Annotated in this window: 18 protein-coding genes and 1 pseudogene; 9 read left to right on the forward strand and 10 right to left on the reverse strand. The window is 69.5% G+C overall.

Going from position 1 to position 17,393, the window contains the following annotated elements:
* The first annotated feature begins 49 nt into the window (after positions 1-49).
* Positions 50-217 (forward strand): hypothetical protein, encoded by a 168-nt coding sequence (locus tag ACIBK4_RS10785; RefSeq protein ID WP_366436041.1) that lies wholly within the window; start codon positions 50-52, stop codon positions 215-217.
* Between the two features lie 72 nt (positions 218-289).
* Here ACIBK4_RS10785 and ACIBK4_RS10790 read toward each other — a convergent pair whose 3' ends face one another.
* Genes ACIBK4_RS10790 through ACIBK4_RS10800 form a run of 3 tightly spaced genes read right to left on the reverse strand, consistent with a single transcriptional unit; the run spans position 290 to position 3,257 of the window.
* A complete protein-coding gene (locus ACIBK4_RS10790) occupies positions 290-1,240 on the reverse strand; it encodes a 3-oxoacyl-ACP reductase (RefSeq protein ID WP_398994163.1) in 951 nt (316 codons plus the stop codon).
* A gap of 31 nt (positions 1,241-1,271) precedes the next feature.
* Entirely contained in the window at positions 1,272-2,348 is a 1,077-nt protein-coding gene (locus ACIBK4_RS10795) for a Zn-dependent alcohol dehydrogenase (protein WP_019064374.1), read from the reverse strand.
* Between the two features lie 39 nt (positions 2,349-2,387).
* Positions 2,388-3,257 (reverse strand): MaoC/PaaZ C-terminal domain-containing protein, encoded by an 870-nt coding sequence (locus ACIBK4_RS10800; RefSeq protein WP_398994165.1) that lies wholly within the window; start codon positions 3,255-3,257, stop codon positions 2,388-2,390.
* Between the two features lie 293 nt (positions 3,258-3,550).
* On the opposite strand from ACIBK4_RS10800, the gene ACIBK4_RS10805 reads away from it, so the two are divergent.
* Genes ACIBK4_RS10805 through ACIBK4_RS10820 form a run of 4 tightly spaced genes read left to right on the forward strand, consistent with a single transcriptional unit; the run spans position 3,551 to position 6,639 of the window.
* Complete coding sequence (locus tag ACIBK4_RS10805; RefSeq protein ID WP_398994167.1) at positions 3,551-4,486, forward strand: ABC transporter ATP-binding protein; 936 nt, start codon at positions 3,551-3,553, stop codon at positions 4,484-4,486.
* Entirely contained in the window at positions 4,486-4,641 is a 156-nt protein-coding gene (locus tag ACIBK4_RS10810; protein ID WP_398994169.1) for a hypothetical protein, read from the forward strand. The genes ACIBK4_RS10805 and ACIBK4_RS10810 overlap by 1 nt, the downstream gene beginning before the upstream one ends.
* Entirely contained in the window at positions 4,641-5,357 is a 717-nt protein-coding gene (locus ACIBK4_RS10815) for an ABC transporter permease (protein ID WP_398994171.1), read from the forward strand. The genes ACIBK4_RS10810 and ACIBK4_RS10815 overlap by 1 nt, the downstream gene beginning before the upstream one ends.
* Positions 5,358-5,376: 19 nt before the next feature.
* Complete coding sequence (locus ACIBK4_RS10820) at positions 5,377-6,639, forward strand: sensor histidine kinase (protein WP_398994174.1); 1,263 nt, start codon at positions 5,377-5,379, stop codon at positions 6,637-6,639.
* Here ACIBK4_RS10820 and ACIBK4_RS10825 read toward each other — a convergent pair.
* Complete coding sequence (locus tag ACIBK4_RS10825; protein WP_398994176.1) at positions 6,617-8,179, reverse strand: alpha-L-arabinofuranosidase B; 1,563 nt, start codon at positions 8,177-8,179, stop codon at positions 6,617-6,619. The genes ACIBK4_RS10820 and ACIBK4_RS10825 overlap by 23 nt on opposite strands.
* 374 nt (positions 8,180-8,553) lie before the next feature.
* On the opposite strand from ACIBK4_RS10825, the gene ACIBK4_RS10830 reads away from it, so the two are divergent.
* Together ACIBK4_RS10830 and ACIBK4_RS10835 are read left to right on the forward strand one after the other, a co-directional pair.
* Entirely contained in the window at positions 8,554-9,186 is a 633-nt protein-coding gene (locus ACIBK4_RS10830; protein WP_266776328.1) for a response regulator transcription factor, read from the forward strand.
* Positions 9,187-9,296: 110 nt separating this feature from the next.
* On the forward strand, positions 9,297-9,599 hold the full coding sequence (locus ACIBK4_RS10835; RefSeq protein ID WP_398994178.1) for a hypothetical protein: 303 nt from the start codon (positions 9,297-9,299) through the stop codon (positions 9,597-9,599).
* 28 nt (positions 9,600-9,627) lie between these two features.
* Here ACIBK4_RS10835 and ACIBK4_RS10840 read toward each other — a convergent pair whose 3' ends face one another.
* Entirely contained in the window at positions 9,628-10,467 is an 840-nt protein-coding gene (locus ACIBK4_RS10840; RefSeq protein ID WP_398994180.1) for a class I SAM-dependent methyltransferase, read from the reverse strand.
* A gap of 380 nt (positions 10,468-10,847) precedes the next feature.
* On the opposite strand from ACIBK4_RS10840, the gene ACIBK4_RS10845 reads away from it, so the two are divergent.
* A complete protein-coding gene (locus ACIBK4_RS10845) occupies positions 10,848-11,270 on the forward strand; it encodes a nuclear transport factor 2 family protein (RefSeq protein WP_398994400.1) in 423 nt (140 codons plus the stop codon).
* 34 nt (positions 11,271-11,304) lie between these two features.
* Positions 11,305-11,723, forward strand: a pseudogene (locus ACIBK4_RS10850) (hypothetical protein); the annotation flags it as partial.
* A 234-nt stretch (positions 11,724-11,957) separates the two neighbouring features.
* On the opposite strand, the gene ACIBK4_RS10855 reads toward ACIBK4_RS10850, so the two are convergent.
* The 5 genes from ACIBK4_RS10855 to ACIBK4_RS10875 form a co-directional block, all read right to left on the reverse strand.
* A complete protein-coding gene (locus ACIBK4_RS10855; RefSeq protein WP_398994182.1) occupies positions 11,958-12,737 on the reverse strand; it encodes a hypothetical protein in 780 nt (259 codons plus the stop codon).
* Between the two features lie 215 nt (positions 12,738-12,952).
* Complete coding sequence (locus ACIBK4_RS10860) at positions 12,953-13,786, reverse strand: hypothetical protein (RefSeq protein WP_398994184.1); 834 nt, start codon at positions 13,784-13,786, stop codon at positions 12,953-12,955.
* Complete coding sequence (locus ACIBK4_RS10865; RefSeq protein WP_398994186.1) at positions 13,786-14,334, reverse strand: SigE family RNA polymerase sigma factor; 549 nt, start codon at positions 14,332-14,334, stop codon at positions 13,786-13,788. The genes ACIBK4_RS10860 and ACIBK4_RS10865 overlap by 1 nt, the downstream gene beginning before the upstream one ends.
* A 73-nt stretch (positions 14,335-14,407) precedes the next feature.
* Positions 14,408-16,078: a DHA2 family efflux MFS transporter permease subunit gene (locus ACIBK4_RS10870; RefSeq protein ID WP_398994188.1), complete on the reverse strand. Its 1,671-nt coding sequence runs from the start codon at positions 16,076-16,078 to the stop codon at positions 14,408-14,410.
* 63 nt (positions 16,079-16,141) lie between these two features.
* On the reverse strand, positions 16,142-17,344 hold the full coding sequence (locus tag ACIBK4_RS10875) for a lipid-transfer protein (RefSeq protein WP_398994190.1): 1,203 nt from the start codon (positions 17,342-17,344) through the stop codon (positions 16,142-16,144).
* Between the last annotated feature and the right edge of the window lie 49 nt (positions 17,345-17,393).

Here is a 17,393-nt window from a genome sequence, read left to right on the forward strand (position 1 = left end):
ATCGCCGAGCTGTATGAAGGATCATGTTTTCTACGGGGTGAAGTATCCGATGAACGACACGAACAGCGCGCAGACCATGTCTGCCGACACACACGAGGCCTCCGGCCACGGCAAGCACCGGGGCCCGGTCTCGGCGCAGGACGGCGATGCGGCCGCCCACGGCCGACACCGCAAGCCGTCCGAGCAGTCCGAGCAGTCCCGGTACGCGGCGGTCTGACGACACGTCAGGCGCCCCGCACCACCTCGCACGACACGGCCCCGCTCGTCTCCGGACGGGCGGGGCCGTTTGTCATCCGGTGCCGGGTTCCCGCTTGAGTCCCAGTACCTCCGCCGCCGCGAACGTCTCCCCCGGCGGTCGCTCCGCGTAGTGCGGAGTGAGTACGGCGTCCAGCTCGTCGTAGCTGAACAGGTCCTGCTTGCTGTCGAACTTGGCCTGGACGTGCGGGCGTTCGACGATCGCGACCATGCCGCCGTGGACGACGAGGAGCTGTCCGTTGACGCGTTCGGCGGCGGGTGAGGCCAAGTAGCCGACGAGCGGGGCGACATGCTCGGGTGCGAGAGGGTCGAGGCCGTCGCCGTTCTCCCCGAACCCGGCGAAGACGTCCTCGGTCATCCGGGTGCGGGCGCGCGGGCAGATCGCGTTCGCGGTCACGCCGTACTTGGCCAGCGCGAGGGCCGTGGAGGTGGTCAGGCCGACGATTCCGCCTTTCGCGGCCGCGTAGTTGGGCTGTCCCGCCGAGCCTGCGAGGTAGGCCTCGGAGGAGGTGTTCACGATCCGCCCGTACACCGGCGCGCCGCTCGCCTTGGAGCGCTCGCGCCAGTGTGCGGCGGCGAAGTGGGTCGTGTTGAAGTGGCCCTTGAGGTGGACCCGGATCACCGCGTCCCACTCGCCCTCCGTCATGGAGAAGACCATGCGGTCGCGCAGGATGCCCGCGTTGTTGACGAGGATGTCGAGCCTGCCGAACTCGGCGATCGCCAACTCGACCAGTGCGGCGGCCTGTTGGAAGTCGGCCACGTCCCCGGTGTGGGCGGTGGCGCGTCCGCCCGCCGCGCGGATCTCGGCGGCGACCTCTTCGGCGGGACCGGCGGACGCCTCCCCCGAACCGTCCCGGCCCGGCTGTCCGTAGTCGTTGACGACGACGGCCGCGCCGAGCCGGCCGAGTTCCAGCGCCTCGGCCCGGCCGAGGCCGCGTCCGGCGCCGGTGACGATCGCGGAGAGGCCCTCAAGTGGCAGTGACATCAAGGTCCTTTCAGCAGAAGGGAATTCGGGGTCAGATCTCGATGCACGTGCGCAGGGCCGTCCCCTGGCGCATCTGGTCGAGGGCCTCGTTGATGTCGGCCAGCGGCACGCGGTGGGTGATCAGGCTCTCCAGGTCGACGCGGCCCGCGCGCCACAGGGCGATCGTGCGCTCGTAGGAACGCAGCACGTCTCCCCCGCCGTACATCGAGGGGAGGATGCGCTTCTCGTCGAAGAACAGCTCGAACATGCTGAGTTGGAGATAGTCGTCGAGGGCGCCCGCGCCGACGACGACGAGGGTGCCGCCGCGGCGGGTGTTCTCGTAGGCGGTGCGGGCGGTGGCGGAGCGGCCGACGACCTCGAAGACGTAGTCGAACCCCTCGCCGCCGGTGACCTGTTGCTTGGCGTCGGGCAGCTCGTCCGGTGAAATCGCCCGCGTGGCACCGAACTTGAGCGCGGCCTCACGGCGGGAGGCGACCGGGTCGACGGCGACGATCTCGGCCGCGCCCTTCAGCCGGGCACCCTGGATCGCGGAGATGCCGACACCCCCGCAGCCGATCACGGCGACCGACGAACCGGCTTCCACGTCAGCGGTGTTGAGGGCGGCGCCGAGTCCGGTGGTGACCCCGCAGCCGATGAGGGCCGCGATGTCGAAGGGCACGTCGTCGGGGATCGGTACGGCGCAGCCCGCGTCGACGACGACCTCCTCGGCGAAGGTGCCGGTGCCCGCGAAGCCGAAGACATCGCCGCTGGGGCGCTTGAAGTTGGGGGTGCCCGCGTTCATGAACCCGGCCAGGCACAGCTGGGTCTGGCCGCGCTTGCACGCCGGACACACCCCGCAGGCCGGCAGCCAGCAGACGACGACCCGGTCACCGGGCTTCAAGTGGCTTACGCCCTCGCCGACTTCGAGGATCTCGCCCGCGCCCTCGTGTCCCGGTACGAAGGGCGCGGGCTGCGGCAGTACCCCCGCCATCGCGGACAGGTCCGAGTGGCACAGCCCCGTGGCGCGCACCCGGATCCTGACCCGGCCGGGCCCGAAGCCCGTCGCCTCGACGTCGTCGAGGACCTCCAGTTTGTCCTGGCCTATCTCGTGCAGTACGGCTGCGAGCATGGTGCGGCTCCCCTCAACTCGGGTCAACTCTGGCCTGACTCAGGCGTGTTCGACGATCGTGTCGGCGAGGACGGGAGCGTCGTCCCGCTCCACGGCGCTCACCGCGACCCGCACGGTCCCGGCTCCGGCGTCGCCCTGCCGCCACATGCGGATGCGCAGTGTCTCGCCGGGGAACACCACTCCGGCGAACCGTGTGTCGTAGGAGCGCACCCGGGTCACATCGCCGTCGAGCAGGGTGTCGACGACCGCCTTGAGCGTCATGCCGTAGGTGCACAGTCCGTGCAGGATGGGCCGGTCGAACCCGGCGACCTTGGCGAACTCGGGGTCGGCGTGCAGCGGGTTCCAGTCGCCGGAGAGGCGGTAGAGGAGTGCCTGGTCCTCGCGGATGGCGCGCTCAACCACCTTGTCGGGGGCGCCTGTTGGGGGTTCGAGGCGCGTGGACGGCCCGCGGTCGCCACCCCATCCCCCCTCCCCCCGTACGAAGATCTGCGCGTCGTTGGTCCACAACGGGCCGTCGGCGTCGGCGACTTCGGTGCGCATGACGAGGACGGCCGCCTTGCCCTTGTCGTAGACGGCGGCGATGTGGCCGGTGCTGGTCGCGGTGCCCTGGGCCGGGATCGGGCGGTGGAGGCGCAGGGACTGGCCGCCGTGCAAGACGCGGGCGAGGTCGACCTCGATGCCGGGCATGGACAAGCCGCTGATCACGCCGGGTGAGCCGTTGCCCGCGACGGTGGCGAAACTCGGCAGGACGTGCAGCCGGGACTCCAGGGTGTAGCGCAGCTCGTCGGGGTCGGTCGCGGGGGTGCCCGCGCCGAGGCCGAGGTGGTAGAGCTGGACGTCCTTGGTGGTCCAGGAGATCTCGCCGGTCCGGGGTTCGGCCGCGAGGGCCTGGGCTGCGTCGATGGGCATGGGGCTCCTGATGTCGCCGGTGGTCGAAGACCTCGGTGCGGCCGTCCGCACCGTCGGCCGCACCGAGGTCGTCACGGGCCGACCTAGAACGCGTTCCAGTCCGGCGCCCTTCTGTATAGCCGAGCGCCCCGAACTTGTGAAGGCTCCTGACGGTGCGTCAGGTGGGTGTCGGTTCCGGTGTCCGTACCGGTGTCTGTTCCGGCGTCCGTTCCGGCACCCGTGACATTTGTCCTGCCCGAGTCCGTACATGCGCATCTGCCGGGCGAGGGGGCCGGATCCGTAGCGTCGTAGCCATGACACAGACAGGTGGGGCGGCGGACCGGACAGAGGCTGCCGTGTCTTTCGCGGGGGCGGTCAAGACGTTCGGCGCGGTGCGTGCCGTGGACGGTGTGGATCTGGAGATCGGGCGCGGGGAGACGGTCGCGCTGCTCGGCCGCAACGGTGCGGGCAAGTCGACGGCGATCTCGCTGCTGCTCGGGCTGAACGCGCCCGACGCCGGCACGGTCGAACTGTTCGGCGCGGCACCGGAGTTGGCCGTACGAAAGGGCCTGGTCGGAGCCATGCTCCAGGAGGCGCGGGCGGTGCCCCGGGTCACCGTCGGCGAGCTGGTCGCGTTCGTCGCCCGGCGCTATCCGTCGCCGATGCCGGTCGCGCGGGCCCTGGAACTGGCCGGTATCGGCGAGCTGGCCGGGCGGCGGGTGGACCGGCTGTCGGGCGGACAGACGCAGCGGGTGCGGTTCGCCGTAGCGCTGGCCGGGAACCCGTCGCTGATCGTGCTCGACGAGCCGACCGCGGCGCTGGACGTGGAGGCGCGGCACGCGTTCTGGCAGTCGATGCGGGCCTTCGCCCGGCGCGGGCACACCGTGCTGTTCTCCACGCACTACCTGGAGGAGGCGGACGCGCACGCCGACCGGATCGTCGTCATCGACCGCGGCCGGATCGTCGCCGACGGCACCGGCGAACAGCTCAAGCGCGCGGCCGGCGGCAACCTCGTCTCCTTCGACCTGGCGGGCGGCTCCACCGAGGGCCTCGCCCAGCTGCCCGGCGTACACACCCTCGAAGTACGCGGCGACCGCGCCCTGTTGCGCACCGACGACTCGGACGCGACGGTGATCGCCCTCGCGGCACGGAACGCGATCCGAGGCCTGGAGGTCACGCCGGCGTCCCTCGACGACGCGTTCCTGGCACTGACGGCACACGAACTCGAACCCGAACTGGAGACGGTGTGATGCTCGACCACCTGCGGCTCGCAGACCGCCGGACCACGCGTGACCCCGGTTCGATGACCGGCGGCACGGACACCGGCCGCCCGCTCGACGCCACCCCGACAACCTCGCACCGCCGTATCCCCGCCATGACGACCACCGGGACGGAGACCGTCTGATGCTCGACTACCTGCGCCTCGAAGTACGCCGGACCCTGCGCGACGTCGGCTTTGTCATCGGCGGGATCGCGATGCCGGTGATGATGTATCTGCTGTTCACGAACCTGGGCGGTGACGACAGCGGGTACAAGGCCACGGCGATGGTCGGTATGGCCGCCTACGGTGCCGTCGGGTCCGCGCTCAACACCGGGGGCGGGGTCGCCGAGGACCGGGCGATCGGCTGGCTGCGGCAGCTGCGGGTGACGCCGATGACCCCGCGCCAGGTGGTGGTCGGCCGGGCGCTGACCGGTTCGGTGACCGTGCTGCCCGCGATCGTCGCGGTGCTCGCGGCGGGCGGACTGGTGAACGGCGTACGGCTGGACGCCTGGCAGTGGGCGGCGATCGCGCTGCTGCTGTGGCTCGGCTCGATCCCCTTCACCCTGCTCGGCCTCGGCAACGGCTACGGGCTCACCTCCCAGACCACCGGCGTCGCGAACATGGCCTGCAACCTGGGGCTCTCGGTGATCGGCGGCCTGTGGTTCCCGATCAGCCTCTTCCCCGGCTGGCTGCGCGCGGTCTCCCACTACACCCCGACCAACCGCTTCGCCGAACTCGGCACCTCCGTCACCGACGGGCACGCCCCCGCACTCGGCGCGATCGTGGTGCTGACGGCTTGGCTGCTCGCGTTCGGTTCGTACGCTGTGCTGGCGTACCGCCGGACCGGGCGGACCGTGTGACCGGGGGAGCGAGAGAGAGATGCACTGGACGCGAGGGATCACCTGCCAGCTGCGCGCCTGGCGGGCGGCGCGGGCCGACTGGAAGACCGACATGGAGCGCTACAAGGCCGCCGAGAAGGAGGCCCGCAGGACCGGCGGGAAGATGCCCGACCAGCCCGGTCCGCCACCCACCGGCTTCGCGCTGCTGCCGTGGCTGCTGATGGGAATGGGCTCCTTCTCCAATCTCCTCCAGGGCAAGACCGCCAACCCCTGGATCGGCGCCCTGGGCCTGTTGGTCTTCAACTCCCTCTACATCTACGTCGTCTTCCGCGCCTTCGTGAAGGACAAGCGCGAGGCGGTCTCGACCCGCGTGGCACTCGGCGTGATGTGCGCGATCACCTGCGGTCTCGCCGCGGGCTACGGCGGCAGCTGGCTGTACTTCTTCCCGCTGCTCGGCCTCGCCACCGGCGCGGTGCTGCGCGGCCCGTGGCTCGGCAAGACCGGCATCGCGCTGGCCGCGCTGGCGGGCGCCGTCTCCGGTGTCCGGGCGGGCACGGACGCCATCAACATCGCGTACGGCACGTTCCTGTCCACGATGGTGACCGCCGCGATCCTCTCCCTCTCCGAGGCCGTACGCGAACTGCGCGCCGCCCGCGAGGAGTTGGCGCGCCGCGCGGTCGAGAAGGAACGGATGCGGTTCTCCCGCGATCTGCACGACCTGCTCGGGCACACGCTCTCGGTGATCGTCGTGAAGTCGGAGGCGGCCCGGCGCCTCGCGCCCCGCGACATGGAGGCCGCGCTCGACCAGATCACCGACATCGAGGCCGTGGGCCGGCAGGCGCTCACCGAGATCCGCGAGGCGGTCACCGGTTACCGCGAGGGCAGCCTCGCCACCGAACTGGACCGCGCCCGCTCCGCCCTGTCCGCCGCCGACATCGCCCCGGTCGTCCGCCAGTCGGGCCCACCCCTGACCCCACAGAACGAGGCCCTGCTGGGCTGGGTGGTCCGCGAGGCGGTCACCAACGTCGTACGGCACAGCCGTGCGACCCGTTGCGAGATCACCCTCGACGGCATCCTGGACCGCGTCCGCCTCACCATCGCCGACGACGGCACGGGAGACACGGCGGCGACCGGCCCCGCCGAGGGCATCGGCGGAACCGGTCTGAAGGGCCTCACGGAACGCCTCGCGGTGGCGGGCGGCTCCTTGCGGGCCGGCCCGTCGCCGCGCGGCGGCTTCACGGTCACCGCCGAACTCCCGGTGGAGGCAGCGGACTTGGTCGTTACGGCGCCCAGGGAGCCGTAACGGCCCAACTCACGTCGTCCGTCCACGAGGTGGCGCTGTCGAAGGTGTTGGAGCCGCCGTCGCTCGCGATGTAGACGTTGTAGTTGTAGTGCCGGAGATATCTGGTCGGGTAGTTGTACGACGCGAACGAGGTGCCCGTGCCGCTCTTGCCGGTCGAGGCGCAGAACGTCGCGTCCTGTCTGAACTGGGCGGTGCCGACCATGGGTTGGCGGTAGAGCTGGTAGTTGTAGTGCCGCAGGAAGTCGCCGGGGTAGTTCCGTGACTCGAACGAATAGCAGGAGCTGTCGGCGAGTCCCCTGCGGACGATCCAGGTGGCGTCGCTCTTGTCGAGCGCCGCGCTGCTGGACGTGATCGCCGAGAGGACCGCCGCGTTGTTCTGGTGGCGGATGTAGTCGCCGGTGCAGCACGAGGTGGTCGCGCGCAGCGAGATCTCCGAACCGGCGGCGAGCGTCCCGGTGGTGCCGGTCGAGGCGCCGTAGCCGACGGACACGATGTTGGCCTGTACGGAGTTGTCGGCGGCGTCGGTCGGGATGCCGGCGGTCATGACGCCCTCGAAGAACGAGCCGATGGAGCCGTTGCTGTTGTCCCCGCCGGTGCCCAGGACGATCGCGCCCTCCTGATGCATGGGCGAGTAACCGCTCGTGGTGGGTTCACCTCCGGAATAGGAGGTCGTGAGACTCCCCGACTGCGCGTTTCCGGATTTCAGCGCGAAATGGTCCTGACCGTTGTTTTTCAGCAAAGCGGTGACGAACGGTATCGCCCCGGTTCCGGTGTTCGCGGTGTTCTTGCTGTACCCGGAGTCCGACTGGAACAGCCCGTTCTCCAGGTCGGCCTGCACCCACGGGCCGCTGCCGTAGCAGGGCGCGAACCAGCACTCCGTACCGAAGTTGATCGCGTCCATGTGACCGTTGCCGGTGTCCTTGTTGTTCGTCTCGGCGTTGCCGTAGTCGAAGCAGCAACTGCCGTTGACGTGGGTGCCGGACGTCACCATGTACATCCCCTCGGCGGCACCGTTGGTGGCCACGCCCGAGGTGGCGTTGTCGCGGTAGCCCATGCCGGCCGAGATCTCCAGGCCGTAGACCTGATGCCCGCCGGCCGTCACCGGCAGCGCGTCCGCGGGCGCCCCGACATCGGCCGCGCCGGCCCCGCCCGCGCCCTCGACCGTGAGGTCGTTGTGGCGCGCGGACTGGTCGTAGATCTTGGTGATGATGCAGGTCGTACCGGAACAGAACGAGTCCTGCGCCGCCGCGTTGGCATACCCCCCGGCCGCCAGCAGACCGATGTTCGCGGTGGCGCTGTCGGAGGCCCGCTGCACTTGGTACAGCGAGCCGTTGTACGAGGAGTAGAGCGCCCGGACGAGACTGTGCGCGGCGACGCAGGGGGTGCCGGCGGTGGCGTAGATGTCGCACGGCAGCGAGCCGGCGGCCGACGCCTGCGGCACGCCGACGGCCAGCGCGAGGACGGTGACGAGCGCGGACAGCGCGGCCAGGGTGGCGTTTCTCAGCCGGCGCGGCCGGGTGCGGAGGAATCTCGGGAACACGGTGCACCTCTTCTGTTGCGGGTAGGGCGGTGCGGGTGGTCAGTGCAGGTGGTCGGTGCGGGTGGCTGGTGCGGGTGGTCAGTGCGGGTGGGGCGGGGTGCTCGGAGTTGCGGTGCGAGCGACTGGTCGATATACCGAACGCCGTTCGATCGATATGCCGAACCCATTCGCGATCGAAATGTCGAACTGCCGAAAGTTTGTCGAAAGGTTTCCGGAATCGGCCCGGTACGGGAAATTCCTGGGGTGATTGCAGAATGCCGAGGCGATTGTTTGCCCGCAGCCGGAGAGCGTCAAGACGTGCGGACGCGAACAATGAAGAGTTTTTGACAACGGCCCCGAGTCTCCCCGGGCCTTACTCTTGCCCCGTGGATGAGATGCCCCGGGACCACCGGCCCGCCAAGTCCGTCAGAGTGCTGCTCGCCGAGGACCAGGGCATGATGCGCGGCGCCCTCGCCCTGCTGCTCGGCATGGAGGCGGACCTGGAGGTCGTCGCCCAGGTCGGGCGGGGTGACACGATCGTGGACGCCGCCCTGACCCACCGCCCCGACGTCGCCCTCCTCGACATCGAACTCCCCGGCATGAGCGGCCTCGACGCCGCCGCCGAACTCCGCGAACAGGCCCCGGACTGCCGGGTGTTGATCCTCACGACCTTCGGCCGCCCCGGTTATCTGCGCCGGGCGATGGAGGCGGGCGCGGCGGGCTTCCTGGTGAAGGACGGCCCCGTGGAGGACCTGGCCGCCGCGATCCGCCGCGTCCTGACCGGCGAGACGGTCATCGACCCGGCCCTGGCCGCCGCCGCGTTGAGCGCCGGCCCGAACCCCCTGACCGCCCGCGAGTGCGATGTCCTCAAGGCATCGGTGGACGGCGCGACGGTCTCCGACATCGCCACGCAGCTCCACCTCTCCGAGTCCACCGTCCGCAACTACCTCTCCTCGGCCATCGGCAAGACAGGAACCCGCAACCGCATGGAGGCGATGCGGGAGGCCCGACAGCAGGGTTGGCTGTAGGCCTACGGCGAGGCGGGGGGATGACCGTGGGAACAGAACCGTCGAGTACTCCGAGCCGCTGGTTCAGGGGTACCAGCTTCGGGGTCCTCTTCAGTGGACTGACCGCAGCGGTGTCCACTGCCGCCATCGGGAGGGCATGGGCCGCTTGCGACGTCGGCGTCAACGCGGCGGCCAACAGCATGACGCTGCTGTTTCTTGCGCCTCTCATGTGGATCGCCGCCGCGATTCCCTGGGTGATCCTGCACGGCACCCTCGGACGACGTCATCGCAGGACAGCCCTTACGGCAGGGCTCGTCTTCACCCTGTGGTTCGCCTGGTTCCTGGTCACCTGGCTCGGCATGCCGGACTCCTACCCCGCCCCGTCATGCCCGGACAACGTCCCACCCTGGTGGCCGAGCTTCGTCCCGGCATGACCCGGCGAAGCCTGTGAACCCCGGCGTGTTACGCGTTCCACGCGCCAAGTCCCCGGCGGAACAACGCCGTCCAGAGGAAGTCCTCCCCGAAGCACGGCGACGCATCCGGTTCGTCCCGCATCCGACGCACCTCGACCACCTCCAACTCCCCGAATATCCACCGCAGTTCATCATCCGTGTAGGCCAACCCACCCTGAAGCCCGGACCCGCGATAGAGCTCGGCATCGGGCAGTTCGGATCCCATGCCGCCGGCAGCGAAGCATGTGAGCGCGAAGTACCCACCGGGGGCGAGGACTTGGTCCAGGAGGGCGAGGTAGCTGATGCGCCGGTGCGGGGGCAGGTGGTGGAAACACCCGGAGTCGTAGACGAGGTCGTAGGGACCGGGGAGTTGAAGTCCGGCACCGACGAGGGTGAACACGTCCCCGCAGTGAAAGCGAACCCGGGGGCCCTCCCCCTCCCCTCCCCCCACCCCCGCCTCCCCCACCCGGTCTCGGTCCCGCGCCCGCTCCTCCGCCCACGCGACAGCCGTCGGCGACAGATCCACGCCGTCCACCTCGAAGCCGCACGCGGCCAGTTGAAGCGCGTTGCGCCCCGGACCGCACCCCAGGTCCAGAGCACGGCCGCCCCCGCCTATCAGTCCCCGGTCGACATACCCGACCAGGTTCTCGTCCGGCTTCGCCACGAAGAACGGCACCGGCCGGTCACGGTCGGCATAGAACCCGTCCCACCAGGAGGCCGCCCCCGAGGTCCACCGATCGGCCTCCGGCGCGAACAACCTGTCCAGAAGCCGGAGTACGTCGTCGACCGTCCGTATGTCACGCCCACGCTGCTCTCGATCCACCCGATCCACCCGATCCGCCCGGCCCATCAGGACCCCCTCTCCGACGGTCCGATCGTAGAAGCGAACGCCCCGTAAGCCCAGGTCAGCAGACATCCGGGACGCTCACACGAACCCCGCCAACTCCCTTGTGCGGGGCGGGAGTCGACACCGAAAGGCCACCACTCCAGGGGTAGGGCGAAACACCGACGGCACCCCACCCGAAGGCCACCAGGACACCAGCCCCGGCCACGCTGAGCACACTTTTCAACCACCGAGCCCGCCGCCCAGCCCTCTGCCCTCTGCCCTCTGCCTGACCGCATGTCCGCGTCCAGCGACAGTCCGCGGTACGGGCCCGCATCAGGCGACAATGATCGTCAGCTGCCTGTGCGTATCACTTGGGGGGTCTTGTGAGTCTGAGTCCGCGCGAGGTGTTTCTCCGCCTTGTTCATGGGGTCGCCGACGGGAACTCAAGCGAGTTGCCCGACTTGTATGGCGAGGTCACCGATGTCCGGCATCCGATGGCGACGCCGGAGTCCGAACCGTTGACGAGTCGGCGTGCGCTCCGGGAGCACTTCACGGTGCCGCCGGAAGTTCGGGAGTCCTTGCCGAAGAGGAGTGTCGTCGATGTCGTCGTTCACGAGACCGCCGATCCTGAAGTGATCGTCGCCGAGTTCGCCTACGAGTTCACGTTGCCGGACGGCTCCAGGTCCAAGGTGCCCTGCGTCTTCGTCATGCGTGTGCGGGACGGTCAGATCATCGAGTCACGCGACTACATCGACCCGATCCGCACATACACGGCACGCGGGGATCTTGACCGCCTCCTCGCCTCGTTGCGCAAGGGCGTTTCCTGACCTCGCGCTTTCCCGTGGAAGAAGCGCTCTCCAGGTGAAGAAGCGCATCGAGTCCTACCCGCGTGTCCGTACCGAAGGCGGGGGTCGCGGGGTGGTCTCCCAGGTCGGCGGCGTGCTGCCTGTGGAGACGATCCGCAAGGGCGGCCCGGACAGGGCGATATCGGCGGCGTCGGCGGCGTCGGCGCCGTGACGCAAGCCGCGGACGGTGCATGATCCGGGCAAGGTCCTGCGTGATCCGGCGCTCGCGGTCGCCCCGGGCGGGACTGCCCGGCGGGCGGGGACTGCCCGGCGAGCGGGGACCGCCTGGCGGATGTGGGCACGCCTCGGGCCGAGCCTGCGGTGTCGGGGCGGGTGGCCTCCGATCCGACGGTGTCCCGCTTGTCCCGGTCGATCGACACCCTCACGCCGGACGGGGATCGGGCCCTGCCGGCGATCCGTACCGCCCGGGCCGAAGCCCTGCCGAACCCCGGCTGACCAGCGCGTTCCCTTCCCTGCGAGCAGCACCACCCCGCCGGAGCCGTGGAACCCGGCGCCCACCCGACGCGACAGCCTGACCCTCGCGCCGCCCACCATCAGCCCAACCCCCCGAAACGGCCCGCCAGTTGCACCGCCCAGCCGTCTTGAAATGCCGAGGCTACTCAAACTCGCCCGCCGCCCCGTCACCCACCGACAACTCGGCTCATCGCGTCAGCCGTTATACGAGGCCTTCCGCTTCTCTATCAGCCCTCTGATTTCACGAAACGCCTCGTCCCTCCGAAAAGCATTCGGCCACCCGTAGGCCCGATAGAGTTGTCGAGTGTATCGAATGTCCAAATGGGTTCCCCAGAGTTGATCGGTCTGCATCAGAACTTCCTCCTCACTCACCACTTCGCCCGGCATTTCCGGACCCACGCCCGATGCGCTGATCTCTATCATTTCCTCGCCGGGACAAGGAATGATCTCCAGGTTTCGATACTTTTCCTTCAAGCCCTCGAAATAGTCTTCAAGATCTTCATCGAAAGCGTCGCACCGGATCTCCACTTCGAAGACCTTGCCTTCCAGCACGTCGAGAAAAAGGGTTCGGCCACCGCTCTCGAATCCCTTCGCGAAGAGGAAGGCGTGGTCGGGTACGGCTTCTTCCTCCTCCGAGTCCTGATCCCCCACCCAGAGGTAATCATGATCCGTGAGCAGCTCGACATCGAACGTGGTGTAGTCGACCAGGTGCGACTTGTAGTGGATCTGCCCCAGGCTGTCCGAGTGGTCCGAGGCGCGACTGTCGAGGTACGGAAGGTTCCGCAGGACTTCGATGGCGAAATCAGACTTGAAGCCGGCGCAATTCTCGGGCGTGTAACTGGGCCACCCTTCCGGCGGCGGCATGACGATATCGTCAGGATGGCGATGCAGGGTCGTCAGAAAAGTAAAGAAGTCCAGTAAGACGGCGGCTATCTCGGAGGCCGAGTAAACCGGAATTTCCTCTTCTTCTGGCATTTCGTGTCCTTCATTAAGACCACATCATTGCAGTGTGCGATGCGGATCCTAACAGGCACGTTTGACCATGAGCCGAATTTTCAGCGGATGTACAGACGGCGGAAGCCGGCCCGGACCTTCAGCCCCTGCTACGGAAAGCGACCGACCAACCAACCCGGGACAACGTGCTGTCGGCCGCTCCCCGTACCTTCCACGCGGGAACGGCCGGACAGCTCCTACTTCGTCACCTTCACCGAGTCGAACGCCGCCCCCTCCGGCCCGACGCACACGAACCAGTTGTCCGAGGAGCCGGCCACCGGGCGGATCGTCGCTTCGTCGCTGTTGACGTCGGCGCCCGCAGCCACCCTGTGGGCCACCGTGGACGAGCCGTCCTTCCAGGCGCAGGTGACCTGTTGCGCGGTCTTGGCGACCTGGCCGACCACCAGACGCTGGGGACCGTCGGTCTTCTTCGGGTCCAGGGTGGACGCGCCCGACTTGAGGTCCGTGCCCGCCATGGTGTCCTGCTTGGAGGCGGAGTCGCCCATCAGCAGACCGGGTTCTCCGCTCCCGAAGGTCCGCTGGACGAAGTACGTGGTCTTGCCGACCAGTGCGGACGGGCGGTCCTTGTCCCAGGGCTCCTCGTGACGGCTGGACATGGCCAGCAGCTGGGCCTCGGCCTCCGCCTTGGTGAGGGGGGCGCCCCACACGTCGACCGTGACGTACCACGTCTGGCCCTGCTCGGTGCCCGCACCCAACATGGTCTGCTGCGGCTCGTACACATGCCGCTCCTCCGGAGTCGACGGCGCGGTCGACTGCCGTGTCACCGCCGGCGACACCTCCACCCCGTTCCCGTCGCGCAGCCCGGCCAGAGCGAACGTGCCCGACCCGCCGACGATGACCAGGGCCGCGGCTGTCGCCAGGGCCCAGCGGCGGGCCCGGCGTCGGCGGCCGCCGCGGATCACCGCCTGGTAGGGGGCTATACCGATCTCGACCTCGTCCGCGGCGTCGGCCAGCAGGAGGGCGATGTCTCTGTCCGTCATGGTCTGGTTCGTCTCCCGGTCCGCGCTCATCACTGCCGCCCTCCCTGCGTCACCATCTCGGCGAGTCCCGGTATGGCGCGGAGTTTCGCGATCCCCTTGGCCGCGTTGCTCTTCACCGCGCCGACCGAGCAGCCCATCGCCTGAGCCGTCTGTGTCTCGGTCAGGTCCTCCCAGTACCGCAGCACCACCGCTTCCCGCTGCCTGGGCGGCAGTTGGGCCAGTGCCTGCAACAGCGCGCTGCGGTCGTCGGCCTGGGCGATGCGGTCACCGGTGTCGGCGATCTCGCGCACCAGGCCCGAGTCGTCCCTGGGCGCCAGGAACTCCTTGAGTCGTCTGCGGTGTTTGCGTGCGTGCGCGTTGATCATCACGCGCCGTACGTACGCCTCCGGATCGTCGGCCGAGCCGACCTTGCGCCAGGCCACAAAGGTCTGTTCGAGCGTCGACTGGACCAGATCCTCCGCGGCGTGCTGCTCCCCCGTCAGAAGAAATGCCGTCCGCATCAGCCGCGGCCAGCGGCCGATGACAAAGCTCTGGAACCCGTCATCCCGAGCCTCCCGAGCCTGCTTGCGATCCCCCATGGGCACCTCCTAGATGTCTAAAGGAGTCCATGAGCCGCCCGAACCGTTGCCTCACCTCTCAAAAACCATTGCCTCACTTCTCGAAAGTCGTGGAAGGAGTGGAAGTCGTGGAAGTCGAAGTGGAGGTCGCCGCACTCTCGGGCCCCGCAGCCACCGCCGAGCCCGCACCCGCACCCGCACCCGCACCCGCACCCGCACCCGCACCCGCACCAACTCCAGCATCAGCCCCGACCTCCGAGGCCCCAGCCCCGGCCCCGGCCCCGACCTCCGAAGCCCCAGCACCCGAAGCGGCCACCGCCCCCTTCCCCCACGGCAGCCACACCACCATCAGCACCACCCCACCGAGCAGCACCCCCGCCCCCGTACGGAACGCCAGCGCGTACCCCTCCGTCAGCGCCTCCGCCGTACCCGCACCACCGCCCGCCGCCCGCGCCGTACGGGCCGCCGCGAGCGTCGACATCACGGCGAGTCCCAGCGAACCGCCCATCGTGCGCGAGGTGTTGACCAACCCGGAGACCAGGCCCGCCTCCCCCGGCGCGGCCCCGGACGTGGCGAGTGCGGCGAGCGGGGTGGCCATCAGGCCGGCGCCCAGCATCATCAGGATTCCGGGGAACATGATCTCGGTCAGATAGTCGCCCCGCGCGGTCATCAGGGACTGCCAGCCGAAGCCCACCGCCGCGAGCAGCGTCCCGAGGACGGCCACGTTGCGCGCGCCGAGCACCGGCATGAAGCGGGGTGCCGACTTGGAGCCGAGGAGGACCGCCAGCGAACTCGGCACCAGCGCGAGCCCCGCCTCCAGCGGGGTGTACCCGAGCACGTTCTGGGCGTACAGCGTCATGAAGAACCACATGCAGAACATCGCGGAGCCGCCCAGGAACATCGCCGCGTTCGCCGACGACACCGCCCGCGCCCGGAACAGTCCGAGGGGCATCAGCGGAGCCGCCGTACGGGCCTCGACGACGAGGAAGAGCGCGATCAGCGTGAGTCCGGCGGCCAGTGGCACCAGGGTGGCCGCGGCCGTCCAGCCCTCGGCCTCGGTCTGCGAGATGCCGTACGCCAGCACGCCGAGCCCCGCCGTGACCAGGACGGCGCCGGGCAGGTCGAGCCGTCGTCGGTCCCCGGCGCGGCTCTCCGGGAGCCAACGCAGCGCGCTGACCAGCACCACCGCGCCGATGGGCACGTTGATGAGGAGCACCCACCGCCAGGACAGGGTGTCCACGAGGACCCCGCCGACGAGTCCGCCCGCCGCCCCGCCTCCCGCGCCGACCGCCGTCCAGGTGGCGATGGCCCGCGCCCGGGCCGCGCCCTCCGCGACCGCCGAGGTGACGATGGTCAGCGTCGAGGGCGCCAGTACCGCGGCCCCCAGTCCCTGCACGGCCCGGGCGAGCAGCAACTGCCAGCCGTCCTGGGCCAGTCCGCCGCACAGCGAGGCGAGGGTGAAGAGCGCGAGCCCGACCAGGAACATGCGTTTGCGGCCGTAGAGGTCACCGGCCCGTCCGCCGAGGAGCATGAACCCGGCGAAGGCGATGGCGTACGCGTTGACGACCCACTGCAGCCCGGGTGCGCTCATCCCCAGGTCGGACCGCATCGACGGCAGTGCCACGTTGACGACGGACACGTCGAGCACGACGAGGAACTGCCCGGCGCACGCGAGCGCCACGATCAGCCAGGCGGGCGGTGCCGCGCCCCGACGGGACGGGCGGGATATCGGGGAGGCATCAGCGGCTCGGGGCATGGTGGTCATCCTCTCAACCGGCCCGTGCCCCTTGCATCGGCATTTCGCCCGACGCCGGGACCGCCGTACGACCTAAGCCCCGGCCCCCGTCGCCCGCAGCAACGTCACCACGGCCGCCCCGCCCAACCCGATGTTGTGCGCGAGCCCCACCTCGGCCCCCGGCACCTGCCGCTCCCCCGCCGTCCCTCTCAACTGCCAGACGAGCTCGGCGACTTGGGCGATCCCGGTGGCCCCCAGCGGATGCCCCTTGGAGATCAGCCCGCCGGACGGGTTCACGACCCACCGCCCGCCGTACGTCGTCCCCCCGGACTCGACGAGCTTCCCGGACTCCCCGGGCTCGCACATGCCGAGGGCTTCGTACGTCAGCAACTCGTTGATCGAGAAGCAGTCGTGCAGTTCTACGACGTCCACGTCCTCGATGCCGAGTCCGGACCGTTCGTAGACCTGGCGGGCGGCGGCTCGGGACATGAGCTGCCCTACGACGTCGATGCAGGACCCGGAGGAGAAGGAGTCCTCGGTGTCGGTGGTCATGGCCTGGGCGACGATCTCGACGGGAGAACCCCTCAACTCACGTTCCTGCACGAAACGTTCGGAGACCACGACCGCCGCAGCCGCTCCGTCCGACGTCGGTGAGCACTGGAGTTTCGTGAGCGGGTGGTGGACGACCCGGGCCGCGAGGATGTCGTCGACGTCGTACACGTCCTGGAACTGGGCGTTCGGGTTGTGGGCGGAGTGCCGGTGGTTCTTGGCGGCGACGGCGGCGAGCTGTGCCTCGGTGGTGCCGTACTTCTCCATGTGTTCGCGGGCCGCGTCGCCGAAGATCTGGGCGGTGGGCGGGGTCATCTCGAAGCCGTGGCGGGCGGCCATGATGCCGTAGTGCCGGGCGACGGGGGAGGTCGAGAAGTCGCCTCCGTCGGCGCCCCCGCCCAGCGAGCCGCGCTTCATCTTCTCGAAGCCCAGCGCGAGGACGCAGTCCGCCGCCCCGCCCTCCACGAGCTGCCGGGCGAGCATCAGGGCGGTCGAGCCGGTGGCGCAGTTGTTGTTGACGTTGTAGACGGGGATGCCGGTGAGACCTAGTTCATAGGCGGCGCGCTGGCCGGCGGTGGAGGGCTGGAAGCAGTAGCCGACAGGAACCTGTTCTACGTCGGCGTAGGAGATCCCGGCGTCCGCGAGGGCCGCGCTCCCGGCCTCGCGCACCATGTCCCAGTACTGCCACTCCCGGGTCTCGGGCTTCTCGAACTTCGTCATCCCGACGCCGGCGACATAGGCCTTCATGGCGGGCGAGATTAGAACACGTTGCAGTGAATGGCCAGAGCTGACGGCG

Origin of the sequence: Streptomyces sp. NPDC050528 (assembly GCF_044457795.1) — a bacterium.
Classification (GTDB): Bacteria; Actinomycetota; Actinomycetes; order Streptomycetales; family Streptomycetaceae; genus Streptomyces.

Coding starts and splice junctions, on each gene's coding strand:
- ACIBK4_RS10870 (WP_398994188.1), bottom strand. CDS start 16,078: ATGACCACCATGCCCCGAGCCGCTGATGCCTCCCCGATATCCCGCCCG.
- ACIBK4_RS10815 (WP_398994171.1), top strand. CDS start 4,641: ATGCTCGACTACCTGCGCCTCGAAGTACGCCGGACCCTGCGCGACGTC.
- ACIBK4_RS10840 (WP_398994180.1), bottom strand. CDS start 10,467: ATGGGCCGGGCGGATCGGGTGGATCGGGTGGATCGAGAGCAGCGTGGG.
- ACIBK4_RS10795 (WP_019064374.1), bottom strand. CDS start 2,348: ATGCTCGCAGCCGTACTGCACGAGATAGGCCAGGACAAACTGGAGGTC.
- ACIBK4_RS10875 (WP_398994190.1), bottom strand. CDS start 17,344: ATGAAGGCCTATGTCGCCGGCGTCGGGATGACGAAGTTCGAGAAGCCC.
- ACIBK4_RS10810 (WP_398994169.1), top strand. CDS start 4,486: ATGCTCGACCACCTGCGGCTCGCAGACCGCCGGACCACGCGTGACCCC.
- ACIBK4_RS10790 (WP_398994163.1), bottom strand. CDS start 1,240: ATGTCACTGCCACTTGAGGGCCTCTCCGCGATCGTCACCGGCGCCGGA.
- ACIBK4_RS10800 (WP_398994165.1), bottom strand. CDS start 3,257: ATGCCCATCGACGCAGCCCAGGCCCTCGCGGCCGAACCCCGGACCGGC.
- ACIBK4_RS10855 (WP_398994182.1), bottom strand. CDS start 12,737: ATGCCAGAAGAAGAGGAAATTCCGGTTTACTCGGCCTCCGAGATAGCC.
- ACIBK4_RS10860 (WP_398994184.1), bottom strand. CDS start 13,786: ATGAGCGCGGACCGGGAGACGAACCAGACCATGACGGACAGAGACATC.
- ACIBK4_RS10820 (WP_398994174.1), top strand. CDS start 5,377: ATGCACTGGACGCGAGGGATCACCTGCCAGCTGCGCGCCTGGCGGGCG.
- ACIBK4_RS10830 (WP_266776328.1), top strand. CDS start 8,554: ATGCCCCGGGACCACCGGCCCGCCAAGTCCGTCAGAGTGCTGCTCGCC.
- ACIBK4_RS10805 (WP_398994167.1), top strand. CDS start 3,551: ATGACACAGACAGGTGGGGCGGCGGACCGGACAGAGGCTGCCGTGTCT.
- ACIBK4_RS10785 (WP_366436041.1), top strand. CDS start 50: ATGAACGACACGAACAGCGCGCAGACCATGTCTGCCGACACACACGAG.
- ACIBK4_RS10865 (WP_398994186.1), bottom strand. CDS start 14,334: ATGGGGGATCGCAAGCAGGCTCGGGAGGCTCGGGATGACGGGTTCCAG.